The sequence below is a fragment of the Chitinophaga pinensis DSM 2588 genome (genome assembly GCF_000024005.1).
GTDB lineage: Bacteria > Bacteroidota > Bacteroidia > Chitinophagales > Chitinophagaceae > Chitinophaga > Chitinophaga pinensis.
Map to the genome: position 1 here is coordinate 7421662 of NC_013132.1, position 16359 is coordinate 7438020.

A 16359-nucleotide genomic window follows, 5' to 3' on the forward strand; every position below is an offset into this window, starting at 1 on the left:
TGAAAAATCGCATAAAACTACTATTGTTTTACCCATTTCCATAAAAAAACCTGCCGCAAGCGGCAGGTTTAATATTTTTTTAAGTCAGTTTCCAGCATCTTCTCCTTCTTTCAACCGACTAATAACTACTTGTATTACAAGGAGATTATCGGATATCTACCGCATAAGGCAGTTTCGCCTGGATCTCACCGCTCATTTCCTTCATCTCCTTGATCTGGCGGTACAGGTCGTACTGCTCACCCAGTTCGTTCTTAACGGCAGCTTCCACATGGGCGCTGGCGCCAAAGCTCTTCATCATACGGGACAAAGAAGCATCTGATTCAGGATATTCACGAAGACGGTAAGAACTTACCTTCGCCAGTTTAGCGGCACAGGCAATTGCTTCATTGATACCACCGATACGGTCTACCAGTCCCAGTTGTTTTGCCTGGATACCACTCCATACACGACCTTGTGCGATACTATCTACCACAGCACCGCTCAGTTTACGGCCTTCTACCACGCGGCTTTTGAAGGTGCTATAAATGCTGTCCACAGAGTTCTGGATGAATTTCTTCTCGATGTCAGTCAGCGGACGGGAAGTATTGCCCAGATCAGCGTATTGTGCGGTCTTCACCCCGTCGAAAGTCACACCCAGCTTATTCTTAAAGAATCCCTGCAGGTTAGGCAATACGGCAAATACGCCGATAGAACCGGTCAGGGTATTCGGCTGTGCGAAGATAGAATCCGCCATACAGGAGATATAATAGCCTCCGGAAGCTGCATAGTCCCCCATGGACACTACCACAGGTTTGCTCTTTTTAGCCAGCACCAGTTCACGCCAGATCGATTCCGAAGCGAGGGCGCTACCACCTGGTGAATTCACACGGAAAACGATGGCTTTTACATCTTTATCTTGTCTTGCTTCGCGGATCAACTTGATAAAATGACCGCTGCTGATAGTAACGTCTTTTTCACTGTCCCCTCCTACTATATTACCTTCTGCATAGATAATGGCCACTTTATTGTCGGCGCCCTTATTTTCTGTCAGGTCAACGGCATCCATATATTTAGATACAGATACGAAGTTAACGTCGTCAGATCCTTTCAGACCCAGTCTGGATTTAATTTCATCCATCACCTGGTCATTGTATTTCAAACCGTCTACCAGTTTATATTTCAATGCGTCTGCCGCCTCCTGGATCAGTCCTTCATTAGCATAACGATGCAGGGAAGCAGTATCTATTTTACGGGCCGTACCGATATTCTTCAGGAAATTGCCATACAGGTCACCCAGGTAGGCGCTTGTCTGAATACGGTTCGCCAGTGTCATTTCCGTTTCGCGTAAAGGCTCAGTAGCACTTTTAAAACGGCCATCATAGAAAATCTGTGGCTGAATCTCCAGTTTCTCAAGGGTACCTTTCAGGAAAGTCAGCTGGGTAAAGAAACCGCTGAATTCCACGCCGCCTTTAGGATGCACATATACCCGGTCAGCGAGGGAAGCCATATAATAGCTCTTCTGGTCCATTACCTCGCCGTAGGCAAAAACAAACTTGCCGGACTGTTTAAAGCGCAGCAATGCATTGCGGACTTCTTCGTTGGTAGCAAATCCGTTAGCGTTACCTTCCGCTTTCAGATAGATACCTTTTATGTCGTCGTCAGTTTCCGCATGTTTGATCAGACGAATCATGTCGTTCAGGCCAGGTACTGATTTCGGTTCCTGACGCAGGAGGGCATTTACGGGATTTGAAACTTTTTGTTCGTTGTATTGCTGACTGGTTTCCAGGACCAGTACGCTGTTAGGCGACAGGGTAACAACTTCGGGGCTGATAGCGCTGCCGATCACCCCCGCCAGCAGGATCACCCCTAAAATGAGGATCACGACGAAGGCCAGAAGGGTGGCAAAGAAAATTTTAAAAAAGCTACGCATTTATTAGAGGATTTAGTTTTAAAGGACAGACGCTCCGTCTTCCTTTTTCCAAAAATAAAGAATATGTCTACTTTTGGGCCGTTGAAGATACATGAATAAAGCAATATTACTTATAGGTGGCAATCTGGGAGACCGTACAGGGCACCTCCGGGAGGCTGTGGAGCAAATAGACAAACAGGTCGGAAGGGTCGAAAAGCAGTCCTCTCTTTATGAAACGGCTGCCTGGGGCGTAGCCGGACAACCAGATTACCTGAATCAGGCCCTTTTGGTTTCTACTGAAATGGATGCACGAACCCTCCTGAACACCGTGCTGGCCATAGAACATAACATAGGCCGCGTACGCCGGCAGAAATGGGGTGCAAGGGTAATTGACATTGACGTCATTTTCTTTAATGATGCCGTCATCAATGAACCGGATCTCAAAATCCCTCATCCACAGATGCAGTTCAGACAGTTTGTACTGGTACCGCTCATGGAAATCCTTCCCGACTGGGAACATCCCGTGCTGCATCAGTCCGTCAGCACCTTACTGGCCAACTGCACCGATCAACTACCTGCCAGTAAATACACCGGCATATCCTAAACCATTTAACCGGCTCATGCAATATAAATACATTACAATAGAAGGGAACATAGGCGCGGGTAAAACGACCCTGGCTAATAAACTGTCCGCACATTTCGGCGCAAAACTGATACTGGAAGAATTTGCAGATAATCCCTTCCTGCCTAAATTCTATGAAAAACCACAACAATACGCCTTCCCCCTGGAGCTGTTCTTCATGGCAGAACGTTACAAACAGCTGAAAGATATGCTGCAGATGCAGGATATGTTCAGCAACCTGGTAATTTCAGACTATCTCTTTATCAAGAGCCTCCTGTTTGCCAAGATCAATCTGAAAGAAGATGAATACAATCTTTACCAGAAACTTTTTGATATCATCAATCCTCAGCTCATACAACCCGACCTGCTGATCTTCCTCAATGCGCCGGTCAGCAAATTGCAACAGAATATAAAACACCGCAACCGCTCCTACGAACAGCAGATAGAAGATCAATACCTGATCAATGTACATGATATGTACATGCAGTATATCAGACAACATCCCGTGCGTGTACTCATGCTGGATATGACAAAAATTGATTTTGTAAAAGATACCGGTGACTTCGAAAAGTTGCTGGCCGCGCTGGACAAGGATTACGAGCCAGGCATTCACTACCTATAAAGATCCTCTATCGTATAATAAACAATATCGTTTTGCTCTATAAGTAAGGGAAGGCTACTTTTGTCGTGTACCAGGGAAAAACATAAAGACACAACTTGATTAAAGTTGACTATTTAAAATACACTCCCGGGTCGCACACATTATTCAATCCTAAAACTTACTTTATGTCTGAGCAGAAGAAGCTGACCACAGCCTCCGGCATTCCTTATTTCGAACACGAAAATTCAATGACCGCAGGTCCCAGAGGTCCGATATTGCTGCAGGATTTTATTCTCCATGAAAAGATGGCGCATTTCAACAGAGAGCGTATTCCTGAGAGAGTCGTACACGCAAAAGGAAGCGGTGCCTATGGTACATTTACCGTTACCCACGACATCGCCGCGTTTACAAAAGCAAAGATATTTGACACCATTGGCAAACAGACGCGCGTGTTCGTTCGCTTCTCGACTGTAGGTGGAGAAAAAGGATCGGCAGACAGTGAGCGTGATCCGCGTGGATTTGCCGTAAAATTCTACACAGAAGAAGGTAACTGGGATCTTGTAGGTAACAACACACCTATCTTTTTCATTAAAGATCCGAAGAAGTTCAGCGACTTCATTCACACACAAAAGCGTGATCCGCGTACAAACACCAAGAGCGCGACAATGGTATGGGACTTCTGGAGCCTTAATCCTGAGAGCCTGCACCAGGTACTGATCCTGATGAGTGACAGAGGTACGCCCATCAGCTATCGTCACATGCATGGATTCGGTAGCCATACCTTCTCTTTCCTGAATAAAGACAATGAGCGCTTCTATGTGAAGTTCCACTTCATCACCGAACAGGGAATTAAAAACTTCACCAATGAGGAAGCAGCAGAGATGCGTGGTAAAGATCCGGATCAGGCGCAACGTGACCTGGTTGAATCGATTGATAAAGGTGATTTCCCAAGATGGAAACTGAAAGTACAAATCATGCCGGAAGCGGATGCAAAGACTTACCGCTGGAATCCTTTTGACCTGACGAAAGTATGGCCACATGCGGATTATCCATTGATCGATGTTGGTGTGATGGAACTGAATGAGAATCCTGACAACTATTTCGCTCACGTAGAACAGGCTGCATTTGCACCGGCGCACGTAGTGGATGGTATCGGCTATTCTCCGGATAAAATGTTACAGGGCCGCCTGCTCTCCTACCCTGATGCACATCGTTATCGCCTGGGCGTAAACTATGAGCAGATACCGGTGAACAGATGTCCGTTTGCTGTCAATAACTATCACCGTGATGGCGCTATGCGCGTAGATGGTAATGGTGGTAGCCATCCGAATTACTTCCCTAACAGCTTTGGCAATATCGCACCTGATCCTGCATACAAAGAACCAGGTATGCCATTGGATTCACTGTTTGCTGACTGGTATGACCGTAATGCAGATGGGGAAAATGACCATTATACACAGCCGGGTAACCTGTTCCGCCTGATGACAGCCGAAGAAAAGAAAAAGACAATCAGCAATATTGTAGGCGCAATGAGTGGTATTGAAGGACACAAAAGAGAGGAAATTATTAACCGCCAGTTATGCCACTGGTTCCGTGCAGACCTCCAGTTAGGGATGGGTATCGCACAGGGACTGGGCGTATCGGTAGATGCAATGGCAACACATTAAATCAATTAGGAATTATTCAATTAGGAATTAGGAATTGAAATGCAGCGAAGATTGATGCGTATATTGATCTGAGAGAACAGGGTGTACTTAAAAGGCACGCTGTTCTAACTAATAGCAAAACGTAATCTTAATTCCTAATTCCCTAATTCCTAATTCCTAATTTCTCCCTATACTACTGGCCGCTATCCATCCACTCGTCCAGGCATGTTGAAAGTTAAAGCCGCCTGTTATCCCATCTACATCCATCACTTCTCCTGCAAAGAACAGACCCGGCGCCACTTTGCTTTCCATTGTATTAGGATCGATCTCTGACAATTGTATACCTCCACAGGTAACAAATTCTTCTTTAAAAGTAGTTTTACCCTTGACTCCACACTCCATAGCAGTCAGACTTTTGACCAGCTTATGCTGTTCTTTTGCCGGCATATCCGCCCATCTTATATCCTCCCCGATACCGGATTGCTGCAGCAGGAACTGCCAGAGTCTTTGTGGCAGACCGAATGGATTTTTATGATGCATTTTTTGTCCGCCAAGTGTAAACCGTAATCCCTGGATTTCATCCCGCAGACTGTTTTCATTGAATGCCGGCAACCAGTTAACAATCGCTGTAAAATGGTACTGAATATCGCCCAGTTCACGGGCGCCCCAGGCAGATAAACGCAAGACACAAGGACCACTCATCCCCCAGTGGGTAATGAGTAAAGGGCCTTTCTCCTGCAATTTGGTACCGGCTATTTTAATATGCGCTTCTTCCACGCTCACGCCCATCAGAGAGGTAATAGGATTACCCGGCATATTAAACGTAAACAAGGAAGGCATAGGCACGACGATCTGATGTCCGAGGGCTTTCAACCAGGCAAATTTATCCGCCTGGGCATACCCACCAGCGGCTACACAAACGTAAGATGCCTGCAGGGAACTGCCATCCTGCAACTGCACATCCCATCCCGCCTCCGTTTTTTCCAGGGCGGTAACTGCTACATTCAGCCGGATCTTTACATTATAGCGGTCCGCTTCTTTCAACAGACAGTCGATGATCGTCTGGGAATTATCGGTTACCGGAAACATACGCCCGTCTGCCTCCGCCTTCAGAGACACACCTCTCTCTTTAAACCAGCTGATCGTATCAGGTACAAAAAAGTGGTTAAAAGTCTTCTTTACGAAGTGCTGTCCTCTCGGATAACGTTTTGACATATATAATATATCCGGCGCATTATGGGTCACGTTACACCTTCCTCCGCCCGAAACCTTCACTTTAGATAAAAGCTTACTACTTTTTTCTATCACAATGACTTCCAGCTGACTATGCAGTCTTGCGGCATTTACTGCGCAGAAAAAACCGGCTGCTCCGCCGCCTATTACTACTAATCTATTGTTTATCATGATCTTATAAAACGACAGGTGCAAAAGTCACCTTTCTGGCCGCAATAATAATCCAAAGCCGGGAGATTGTAAATTATTAGGAACCAATAACATTATTTGTATATATTAATTTTTCGGTCTATTTTGCATATTATATTTTTTGATACTATATTGTCGCAAAATGTTGTTCCACATGCAATCTGTGTTCTATAAAAACAAAAAACGCTTAAAGTGGCTCCTCCCTGCCTGTCTGCTGGGAGTTACGAGCGCTCTTGCATTTTATCCCGCCGATGAATGGCAGGATAAGATCACACAAGCCTTAGAACAGTACAGCAAACGCTTCCCCCAGGAAAAGGTTTACCTGCACCTGGACAAAGATTACTATGCCGCTGGGGAAACCATGTGGTTCAAAGCGTATGTTTTGCTACAAGGCCAACCATCTCTTTCTGCTACCAACCTGTACATTGAACTGGTGGATAAAGCAGGAACTGTGGTTAACAAAAAACTGATCTCCGTGGGTGGCGCTACCGGCGCCGGAGCAATCGAACTCCCGGACAATCAGAAACCAGGTCAATATCAGCTGCGTGCATATACTGCATGGATGCTGAATTTTGACGCTGAATATCTCTTCTATAAAAACATTGAAATATTTGACCCTTCCAAGCAGATCGGTCCTGCCCAGAAACCGGCTACGACTGACTTTGCTGTCAACTTCTTCCCGGAAGGGGGTAACCTGATCGCCGGTGTTGCCGGACGCGTTGCGTTCAAGGCAATCGACCAGCAGGGTTATCCGCAGGAAGCAAACGGTATCATTCAGAACCTGAAAGGTGAAACCGTTGCACAGGTTAAAACATCCCGTGATGGTATGGGTATGTTTGAACTGACGCCTGCTGCCGGTGAAACTTACAAAGCCCTGATGCAAACAAGCAAAGGTCTGCAGAAAACCGTTCTGCTGCCGGTGGTGAAAACTTCAGGGATTGGTCTGAAAGTATTCAACAAGAGTACCCGTATCTTCTACCAGACTTCTCCTGCGACGAAAGACGATCCGATGTACAACAACCTGATGATCGTTGCGCAGATGCAGCAGCACATCGTATACAAAGCGAAACTGAATGCAGCGGAAGGTCAGATGAGCGGTTTCATCCCTACCAAAGAATTGCCTTCCGGTATTCTGCAACTGACTGTCTTCAACAGTGACGGTTTACCGCTGGCAGAAAGACTGGCTTTCGTAAGAAAGAACGACTTCCTGTCACTGGGTCTGCAGAACCTGGCCATCAATACACAACCAAGACAGAAGAACACCCTGGAGATCAAAATCCCGGATACGATGCTGACCAGCTTATCCGTATCTATCGTGGATGCTGACCAGATCGTAAAAGACCAGGATGAAAACAACATCCTCTCTAACCTGCTGTTGACTTCTGATCTGAAAGGTTATATCTCCAATCCGTCACAGTACTTCAAAGATGCGGACCCTACCACCCTGTCAGGTCTGGATCTGGTAATGATGACAAACGGATGGAGAAGATTCAGCTGGGAAAAGATCCTGCATAACTATATGCCGGACATCAAATACCCTTACGAGCAAGGCTTACTGCTGAAAGGTATTGCTACTACCAACAAAGGCGTTGCTCCGCTTTCTAATGGTAAAGTTGACTTTATCCTGAAGCAGCCGATCGATACTTCTACCGCATTCTCTTCTGTTACAACCAATGATAAAGGTGAGTTTGCAGTAGACCGTCTGCAGTTCGTAGATACCATCAACGTATTCTACCGCGCAAACGATCCTAACAAGGCATGGAAAGACGTATCTGTGAAGTTTGAGCCACACTTCTTCGAAGCTGGCAATAATGTAACACTGCCTTATCCGTTCAGAAATACACTGGAAATTGAGAACAAAGTACTGAGTTCTTACCTCTCCACCGTATCTGAGAACACAGCAGTAACCAAATCCATGGCCAATAAGCCGATTTTCCTGAAAGAGATCAACGTACGTGAAAAGCGTCTTAGCAAAACAGAGAGTGTTGAAGCACGTTACGCTTCAGGTATGTTCCATGCAGGCGACGGTTACTCCTTTGACCTGACCAGAGACGAAGCGGGTAGTCTGAGCATCTTCCAGTACCTGCAATCCAAAGTACCAGGTCTGACAGTAAACCTGTCTGACCCAACTACCGGCCCTTCATTACAATGGCGTGGTGGTCCTCCGGTACTGTTCCTGAACGAAATGCCAACCAACATCAGCATGCTGACTAACATCAACATCGGCGATGTGGCGTTCATCAAGGTACTGCGTCCTACTTTCGTAGGTGGTTTCGGTGGTAGCTCTGGCGCTATCGCGGTATACACCAGAAAAGGCGGTGATAGCAAAAACGATGTGGATACACGTGGTTTTGAAAAATACAGAAAAGGTGGTTATAACATCGTGAAAGAATTCTATGCACCGGATTATACCGTTCGTAAAGAAATTCACATCCTCCAGGACAAGAGGCTGACTCTCTATTGGAATCCGAACCTGGTTGCAGATTCACTGACACATACTGCAAAAGTCTCCTTCTATAACAACGACTTTACAAGACGTTTCCGTATAGTAGTAGAAGGTATGGGTGAAGATGGTTCATTAGGACACACGGAACAACTGTTGCAATAAGCTATATACTGGCTGACAAAAAAATAGTCCATAGTTCATCACTATGGACTATTTTTATTTATACAATATGCCAGGAATATGAACAATTGTATTAACATGCACCCAAAAGACTGGCGGGTCCCCAAAAGTCTGCTTTTATTAGTAATTACAGGCTGCCTTACGATTCTACAGGCCCCGACAGCCTCCGCTCAAAGACTGAAACCCGGATTTGATGCCAGCGAGTATCTTGATATGCTCAGTATGGATTTTCTGACAGCAGATACTCCCTGGACCAATAAACAAATCACCATCCCTGAAAATGCCAGATTGGTATACCGCTCTCCGGAGACTGGTTTATATAATCGCTGGGACCTCTGGATACATGACGATAAAACAGCTATGATCATCATACGGGGCACCGTCGGGAATAAGGAATCCTGGATGGAGAACTTCTTTGCAGGGATGATACCTGCTACCGGTCAGTTACAGCTTAATGACAGTACCCAATTCCGGTATAAACTGGCCAGGGATGCAAGGGCCTATGTACACGCCGGCTGGACCCTGGCACTAGCCAGTATGGCCCCGGATATCGTAGCCCATATCAAGACCTGTTACCAGCAGGGCATCCGTAATTTTTTCATATCAGGACACAGTCAGGGAGGCGCCATCAGCTTCCTGTTACGCTCCTATCTTCAATACCTGGAAGAACCCGGTTTTCCAAAGGATATTACCTACAAAACTTATTGCAGTGCCGCTCCTAAACCGGGTAACCTGTATTATGCCTATGACTTCGATTTCATCACCGGCAACGGCTGGGGCTTCCGTGTCGTAAATGTAAGAGACTGGGTACCGGAGACGCCTTTTTCCATCCAGACCACCCGGGATTTCAATTCACCGAATCCCTTCATGAATGTAAAAGGCGCACTTAAAAAACAGAACATTTTCGTCCGGTTTGTCATCGGATCTATGTATAATAAATTAGATCGCAGTACAAAAAGAGCGAGCCGCAGGATGCAGAAAATGTTGGGTAAAAGACTGGCTCGCCTGGTGAAAAAATCGGTACCAGGTTATGTCCCTCCTTCTTTTACAGAAAGTCATAACTACAGCCCGGCCGGAACACCCATCATTCTATACCCTGATGCAGCATATGACAGCAAACATGTTTTCGATGGAAAAAATATCTTCCTTCATCACATGTATGCACCCTACCAGGAGATGACAAAAAGTATCTATCAATCGAGCATTTCCGGGAAGCCTACAGAGCGTTAACATGAGGTTAACCAATTGATTAACCTGAAATTAACAGTTCGATTTTTTTTTCACGGTATGTTTGTATCGATAAAAGCAAAAGCACGTTGTCCTTTACTACCAGGTTCTCATACAGAGGTATGGGAGCTTGGATGGTAAGGGGTTCTAAAGAAGAAATTACATACATGTCCTGCAAACTTATTAGAGGGGGATATTGTAGACTAAATATACTTTACATGGCCACTTGCTTACAGACGTGTGGTCACTAAAATCAAAAACCAACTAACGAAAAAGGTCTCGTTTTCACGAGACCTTTTTGCTGTCTAAACATGTAGCAAACGATGTAAAAGTTATTGCTTTTAATAATGATTATCTGCTCCCGACACTGTCCTTTTCATCGTCTCTCACACTGTTTCTCCGGCACTCATAAGCAGAAAATAACCTGATCCGCAAAGCGGCTGTTTTCTTTAATAATATGTCTGCGGCTTGCATCATCTTTTTCACACTTCCGCTTCATTCATTAGCAGCCAATAACCTAGGCACATAGCTTCTGTAAAGCGGATCTTTTGCCTAATAAGACGCATGTCGCTTCCTGCTTCTTCTATCTCTTCATGCCTGCGCTCGCACTCATCAACAGAAATAACCAAACACATCCTTCTACAAAGCTACTCTCTGCCTCTTTTATCTCTCTTTCACGCCTGCACTCGTTAACAGCGAATAACCAGACATACGCAAAGCGGATCTTTTATCCAATAAGACGTATGTCGTTCTCCTTTCCTTTTAATCATCACCACCTTCCTCACAAACAAAGAAGAACCTCACGCAACCACACCTTTTTAATCCCTCAGCTTATGCAAAAAAGTAGACAGTTTAAACAACAGTTCATCCTGCAAACCTGCACGTAACTTCGCCTCTTCATCCGTAATACCCAACTTACGCATCCGCTGATAATAACCATAAGAACCACCGATCAGTTCAAGACACTCTTCGATCTTTCCTCTGATCTCCGCTTCTTTACTCTTCTTATCATATTCCTTCCTGGAAAGGATCTTATCCACGAAGTACAGATTGTCCTTCGTCTCTACCCATTTACCCCTGGACTGATGTTGCGGTTTATACACCTCCAGGTGACAATCATCCAGCTGTAATACCTGACCAAATTCCGCTCTTACGTCAATTGCAATAGGTTTGTCTTTCTGTGCACCAGACAGTTTCTTTTTGATAAAAGCACCAATCTCTACACCCAGTTCGGCACTGGATTGCAACACCTGGTTCAACTGGGAAAACTCCATTACCATAGTAACACGGATATAGCGGCTGCCGGATTTCAGCTTACCAATGATACTAGGCATCTGCTGTTCATCAAACAGAATATCCTCTACCTGCAATTTGCTGACCATACGCAGATTAGGAGTATACCCCTCAGAAGCAGGCAGGGCTTTTTTCCCGGCTGCTTTTGCGTTCTGCTGTTTCAGAGACTGTTGCGCGTAATCATCTATAAAACGGAGCTCGTGGTCCTTCATACGATGATACAGTTCATGCGTATTATAGTTAACGATCTTTCCGAGTAACAGTATATCGTCCCAGACATCCGCGTATTGCACTTTCTTCAGTTCTTCGAGCACATCAACAGCAACGATATTCCTGCGATACAACAACTCTCCTATCAGGAAAACGGAATAGTCATTGACCGGGTACCCCAATTCAGGTAACAGGTCATATGGTGTTTTTTTCTGCTCCTTTGCCTGGTCCAGCTGTTCCAGGTCAGAGATCACGGGCGCCAGCAGGTACTTACGTGCCGCAGTCCGCAATTTCTTACTCACGTAATCAAGTAAATGATCATTCACTTCACGCTGGCTGACAAAGTCATGCAATATCTGCACAAAACGCTTGGAAGCAGGCAAGCCGAACTGTAGCAGAATATCATTCTCCATATCCAGCACACTTGCACCACCCGCCTGTTCCCGGCTGGTTTTACTCCGCGTTTCCTGCCGTTGGCAGCGCTGATAATATTCCTGTAATTTCAGTTTAAGCTTATCCATATATTTATCTGATTAAATCAACTTATAATGCCTTTCAGACCTTTCGGACAAAAGACTGTACCGTCCGTTTCCAGATCAGGGTCATAGCAATGCCAGCGGCAATGCAGACGCTGCTATAGCGAACACAATTGCTTGTTTTACAATAAGTTATTCAATGGGAGTAGTATAGCGATTCTAATGGGAAGAATGCAAATATACACATTTTGGGATTCCACCCCAATCTGCTCTGTAATCAAATTGTAAAGTGCCGGTTTAACGGATAGCGGCCTTTGCACGTTCCCAGAATGCCAGTCTGTCGTCATAACCATTCAAGCCACCGTTGATCTTGATCGTCAACCACTGGAATTTGTTGTAGATCTTACCTTTGAAGGTGGTTGTCCAGTTGTCGGACTGGTCCGCGATGTCGTTCAGGCCCTTATAAACGGTCCAGAACCAGCAGGCAGACGCGACTGCATACTGTGGGGTCACCAGGAGGTCAGAGCTGTCCTGAAAAGTCTTTTTATCACCGGTCAGGGCCTTACTGCAATCACCATAGGTCTTCCGGCCGGTCAACTGTATAAGCCCCCTGCCACGGAAGCGCCAGCCATCTCCGCTTTCTTCAGGTCCATTCCCTAAGCGGCTGGCATATACCCTGTTAGCGATCTTTTCCGGTTTTCCGGCATACGGCTGTGCTGCAGCCACGTCAGGAAAATACTTGGGGAATACCTTCACCAGTCTTTCGGCTTTGTAATTCAGGTTTTCGGTCACAACACTAAATTGACCGCTTTCATGGGCCAGGTGTGCCAGGAATGCGCAACCTCTTGCAGGCGTATTGATTTGATATACAGGCATTTCCTGAATCAGATAGGGAAGGTATTGCTGGATATTGGCGGGCGTAGCCGCAGGCATAACAGCCTTTAATTGTTCGCTGGTAATAGTCATGAGGTTTCTGAGATTAACACTACAAATGTAATGTTAAACGTACTCACCAGGCACGAAATCTTCGTCCTCGTTATATAAAACAGAATGCTCCTCCCATTGCTCCCTGAATGTGATATTCAGGGTTAATCCACTACTATTCTTCAGTTCCAGACTGCCGTCCAGCTGTTGTGTCAGGGTATCGATCAGACTCATACCAAAAGAGCCCTTTTTACGCTGTGTCCGGAAATCAGCGGGTAGTCCGATTCCGTCGTCAGCAACACTCAGGAGGAACATCCTTTCGGGCAACTGTTTCAGCAATACATGGATATTCCCCTTCCCCTTCTCAGGAAATGCATACTTAATGGCGTTGGTAATGGCTTCATTGAGCAGCAGACCAACCGGCGTTGCCTGTGATACGTCCAGCAATACCGGCGCTATTTCCATATGAAAACGGATATCATCCATACAGTCACATCCCAGGCGCAGATTACCAACCAGTTCATTGATATAACAGGGCATATCGATCAAACCGGCATTTTCCACCTGGTACAATTTCTGGTGCAACAGCGCAATCGCCTGCATACGCAGGCGGCTGTCGCGGATGGCCGTAAGGGCTGACCCTTCTTCCATGTGCGCTGCCTGTGTGTTCAGTAAACTCACTACGATCTGAAGATTGTTTTTTACCCGGTGATGGATCTCTTTCACCAACCAGTCTTTCTCCCTGATCAGTTTTTTAAGGGACGCATTCTGCCGGTTGATCTGGCCCTGTTTGGATTGCAATTCCCGGTTTGTACGTTGTTTCAGGCGATACCTGTTATACCCTAATATCAGCAGTAAGAATAACAACACCGCACCTATAATGATCAGGTTACGTAAGGTCGTCACTCTTTTCAATTCCGCTTTCTGCAATTGCGCCTGCTGATGCAGCAACGTAATATCCCGCTCCCTTAACTTCAGATCCTTGGCCTTTCTGATCGTTTCAAACTCCACCTGCACCCTGGCAAACTCCTTGGTTTTAGTCTGCAGCATTATAGAGTCCTGCAACTTTTTATAGGCCTTATAATGCTCAAATGCAGCGGCGAAATTCCCTCTCGCCGAATCTATTCTCGACCAGGTCAGATGATTCTCTGCCATCATATCTATACGCGCCCGCAGGTAAACCTGCTCATCATATAACTTCAGTAGTTTTGCAGCCGCATTATATCCATGCACATGCATATAATAAACGATGGCTGAACGGTAAAAGGGGATTCTATACCAGGACGTAAGTCGTATATGACCTATCATCGCTAATGATTCATTCAGGTAAAATTTCGCCAATGTTGTCCTCCCCAGTTCTGTATATGTATGCACATATATACTATTCATCCGGACCCTTGTTTCAAAATCATCCGCAGGTAATGGAAACTTTTTCAACATGGTTGTCAGATACTGTATCCGTTCATTTTTATCATTGATCCCGCAGTAACATTCGGCACCAATGTCCAGATTGCATCCATATCCCGATATCGCTCTGCCACCGCTAATGCTTTGAGAAAAAACTCCTTTGCTTTCTCCCGCTCATTTATCTCATAATAGGCAAGCCCCATTCTGTTGTACACTGTACATAACTGCATAGAGCTATCTCTTTCTTCCGCCACCGCCACCGCCATCTCACAGTACCGGATCGCCTCGATCGGGTTATTCCGCACAGAATACTGGCTCCCTATCAGATAGTAAACACCCTGTAGGTCTTTATAGCCTATGTTTTTGAAGATCCGCAGCGCTTCCAGCGCCATGTCCAGGTCTTCCCCACTATCCGTAATCTCTGACAGGAATAGCAGCTCTTTGGCATAGGTCAGACTATCGCCGGATTCTTTATACAGCTGCACCGCCCTCTCCTGGTAATAGATCTTCTGACTACGTTCATCCACCTTTATATTTCCCGGATACATCGAACGTTCCTTCCAGGCATTCCCCTGTTCCATTTTTGTACCATATCGGCTCAGCTGCGCAATAGCCTGATCAGCATAAGGTCTTCCCTGTACCGTATCCCCTTTTTCCCGCCATGCCTGTGAAATGACCAGATAACTCAACCCTGCTCCCCTGGAATATTTCAGGCTTTGACTTAAGGTTTCAGCCTGATGGGCCAATAATACGGCAGAGTCGAGATCTGCCGCCTGTTCACCAGGTTTAAATATATAAAAGTGCGCTGTTTTCAATAGCAGACTTACCCTGCCCGTATCAGCCTTCACTTTTTTCAGTTGCTGTAAAAGTAGCGGTATAGCCTTTGTATATTCATCCTGGGCCTGCATTGTATGGGTAAAGAACATGCCTGTTAAAATCATCAGTATTAATCGCATAGAAGGAAGTCTCTTTTTGTTCGCTGTACACCATGAGATAACGAATCCCATACCAACAGCTAAACAACTGACCGACAACCACTTACCATATACCCTTCGTCAGAAACTTTACGATATATGGATAATTCACAGGAATTCACGTCATTTCGTGATTCCTCCTGTCCCCTGTAAATGCAATAAGGAGTCCGCATACACGAACTCCTTATCCTGCTATTATTGTATTAAAATCCTATCTCACCAAAAGCACGGGACGCCTGCATACCACCCGGCGGGGACGCACTATCACTACCGGTGCTGGCCGTACTATTACAGGTCGCGGGGCAACAATGACCGCCGGACGAGGCGTCAGTAATACAGGTGGTGATCCTACCCGTACAATGACATGTTGTGCATATACCTTGCCGCCCGGCAATGAAAGGCCGGCTATCATCAACATTATCAGACTTTTCATGGTGTTACATTTTAGGTATCAAACAATCAGGAACGCTCTTTAAAACGGGCCTTCATCTCCTGCCTGTTTTGCTTTTTGAATTCCTGGAATGACTTGAACTGTTCTGCTGACAATACCGCTTTCAATGCCTTATCCCTGTCTTCATCAATGGCCTTCATTTTTTTGAACTTTGCCATTTTGCTATCACTGTCATCTTTCAGACCCGCCAGCTTACCCACGAAGTCAGCATTGATATCATATACTTTGCTATACTGTGTATCATCAAGTGATAACTGCGTCCGCATGGTATCCGTAAGGGCTTTTGCCGCCTTGTCCTTTTTCGTGTCCTGGGCAAAGGAAGGCATCGCTATTGTCATCAATAAAAGCAGGAAACCTGCGGTTAATACAGTACTGATTCTTTTCATTGTCATCTTCTTGTTTTAAAGGTGTAATAATGGATATTCGTATATAAGACAGTCGGACAAGGGCAAAATCCTATAAATTACTGCAAAACTGACAAAAACAGGGATGAACTGACCTGCCTGTACATTGAACTCCCCTGTCGCTCCCCCAGGCTAATTATATACAATTTTCCGGGTTCCGGATATACTAGCTTTGTTCCCCGGCAAAC

At 45.6% G+C, this 16359-nt stretch carries 13 protein-coding genes; 5 read left to right on the forward strand and 8 right to left on the reverse strand.

Annotation, left to right across the window (positions count from 1 at the left end):
- Positions 1 to 145: 145 nt before the first annotated feature.
- Positions 146 to 1909, reverse strand: coding sequence for a signal peptide peptidase SppA (sppA, locus tag CPIN_RS28895; protein ID WP_012793427.1), 1764 nt, complete (start codon positions 1907 to 1909; stop codon positions 146 to 148).
- 91 nt (positions 1910 to 2000) lie between these two features.
- Here sppA and folK point away from each other — a divergent pair, with 91 nt between their 5' ends.
- The 3 genes from folK to CPIN_RS28910 all read left to right on the forward strand — a co-directional run bounded on the left by folK (position 2001) and on the right by CPIN_RS28910 (position 4778).
- Positions 2001 to 2492 carry a 2-amino-4-hydroxy-6-hydroxymethyldihydropteridine diphosphokinase gene (gene folK / locus CPIN_RS28900; RefSeq protein ID WP_012793428.1) on the forward strand — a complete coding sequence of 164 codons (492 nt, stop codon included), beginning with the start codon at positions 2001 to 2003 and terminating at the stop codon, positions 2490 to 2492.
- A gap of 16 nt (positions 2493 to 2508) precedes the next feature.
- The gene (locus CPIN_RS28905) at positions 2509 to 3132 is read left to right on the forward strand and encodes a deoxynucleoside kinase (RefSeq protein ID WP_012793429.1); all 624 of its coding nucleotides are present in this window, start codon (positions 2509 to 2511) and stop codon (positions 3130 to 3132) included.
- 164 nt (positions 3133 to 3296) lie between these two features.
- A complete protein-coding gene (locus tag CPIN_RS28910) occupies positions 3297 to 4778 on the forward strand; it encodes a catalase (RefSeq protein WP_012793430.1) in 1482 nt (493 codons plus the stop codon).
- 156 nt (positions 4779 to 4934) lie between these two features.
- On the opposite strand, the gene CPIN_RS28915 is transcribed toward CPIN_RS28910, so the two are convergent.
- Entirely contained in the window at positions 4935 to 6161 is a 1227-nt protein-coding gene (locus tag CPIN_RS28915; protein WP_012793431.1) for a BaiN/RdsA family NAD(P)/FAD-dependent oxidoreductase, read from the reverse strand.
- Positions 6162 to 6333: 172 nt separating this feature from the next.
- Here CPIN_RS28915 and CPIN_RS28920 point away from each other — a divergent pair, with 172 nt between their 5' ends.
- On the forward strand, positions 6334 to 8787 hold the full coding sequence (locus tag CPIN_RS28920) for a hypothetical protein (RefSeq protein ID WP_012793432.1): 2454 nt from the start codon (positions 6334 to 6336) through the stop codon (positions 8785 to 8787).
- 78 nt (positions 8788 to 8865) lie between these two features.
- Entirely contained in the window at positions 8866 to 10035 is a 1170-nt protein-coding gene (locus CPIN_RS28925) for a lipase family protein (protein WP_083781164.1), read from the forward strand.
- Between the two features lie 815 nt (positions 10036 to 10850).
- Here CPIN_RS28925 and CPIN_RS28930 read toward each other — a convergent pair.
- The 6 genes from CPIN_RS28930 to CPIN_RS28950 all read right to left on the reverse strand — a co-directional run bounded on the left by CPIN_RS28930 (position 10851) and on the right by CPIN_RS28950 (position 16153).
- A complete protein-coding gene (locus tag CPIN_RS28930) occupies positions 10851 to 12056 on the reverse strand; it encodes a hypothetical protein (protein WP_012793435.1) in 1206 nt (401 codons plus the stop codon).
- Positions 12057 to 12308: 252 nt separating this feature from the next.
- Positions 12309 to 12977: a glycoside hydrolase family 19 protein gene (locus tag CPIN_RS28935; protein WP_044219942.1), complete on the reverse strand. Its 669-nt coding sequence runs from the start codon at positions 12975 to 12977 to the stop codon at positions 12309 to 12311.
- Between the two features lie 33 nt (positions 12978 to 13010).
- A complete protein-coding gene (locus CPIN_RS28940) occupies positions 13011 to 14324 on the reverse strand; it encodes a sensor histidine kinase (RefSeq protein ID WP_012793437.1) in 1314 nt (437 codons plus the stop codon).
- A gap of 56 nt (positions 14325 to 14380) precedes the next feature.
- Positions 14381 to 15298, reverse strand: a complete 918-nt coding sequence (locus tag CPIN_RS28945) for a tetratricopeptide repeat protein (protein WP_187294703.1) — start codon at positions 15296 to 15298, stop codon at positions 14381 to 14383.
- Positions 15299 to 15527: 229 nt separating this feature from the next.
- A complete protein-coding gene (locus CPIN_RS38800; protein WP_012793439.1) occupies positions 15528 to 15749 on the reverse strand; it encodes a hypothetical protein in 222 nt (73 codons plus the stop codon).
- A 26-nt stretch (positions 15750 to 15775) separates the two neighbouring features.
- Positions 15776 to 16153, reverse strand: coding sequence for a DUF4890 domain-containing protein (locus CPIN_RS28950; protein WP_044219947.1), 378 nt, complete (start codon positions 16151 to 16153; stop codon positions 15776 to 15778).
- Between the last annotated feature and the right edge of the window lie 206 nt (positions 16154 to 16359).

Coding starts and splice junctions, on each gene's coding strand:
- sppA (WP_012793427.1), bottom strand. CDS start 1,909: ATGCGTAGCTTTTTTAAAATTTTCTTTGCCACCCTTCTGGCCTTCGTC.
- folK (WP_012793428.1), top strand. CDS start 2,001: ATGAATAAAGCAATATTACTTATAGGTGGCAATCTGGGAGACCGTACA.
- CPIN_RS28905 (WP_012793429.1), top strand. CDS start 2,509: ATGCAATATAAATACATTACAATAGAAGGGAACATAGGCGCGGGTAAA.
- CPIN_RS28910 (WP_012793430.1), top strand. CDS start 3,297: ATGTCTGAGCAGAAGAAGCTGACCACAGCCTCCGGCATTCCTTATTTC.
- CPIN_RS28915 (WP_012793431.1), bottom strand. CDS start 6,161: ATGATAAACAATAGATTAGTAGTAATAGGCGGCGGAGCAGCCGGTTTT.
- CPIN_RS28920 (WP_012793432.1), top strand. CDS start 6,334: ATGCAATCTGTGTTCTATAAAAACAAAAAACGCTTAAAGTGGCTCCTC.
- CPIN_RS28925 (WP_083781164.1), top strand. CDS start 8,866: ATGAACAATTGTATTAACATGCACCCAAAAGACTGGCGGGTCCCCAAA.
- CPIN_RS28930 (WP_012793435.1), bottom strand. CDS start 12,056: ATGGATAAGCTTAAACTGAAATTACAGGAATATTATCAGCGCTGCCAA.
- CPIN_RS28935 (WP_044219942.1), bottom strand. CDS start 12,977: ATGACTATTACCAGCGAACAATTAAAGGCTGTTATGCCTGCGGCTACG.
- CPIN_RS28940 (WP_012793437.1), bottom strand. CDS start 14,324: ATGAATAGTATATATGTGCATACATATACAGAACTGGGGAGGACAACA.
- CPIN_RS28945 (WP_187294703.1), bottom strand. CDS start 15,298: ATGCGATTAATACTGATGATTTTAACAGGCATGTTCTTTACCCATACA.
- CPIN_RS38800 (WP_012793439.1), bottom strand. CDS start 15,749: ATGAAAAGTCTGATAATGTTGATGATAGCCGGCCTTTCATTGCCGGGC.
- CPIN_RS28950 (WP_044219947.1), bottom strand. CDS start 16,153: ATGAAAAGAATCAGTACTGTATTAACCGCAGGTTTCCTGCTTTTATTG.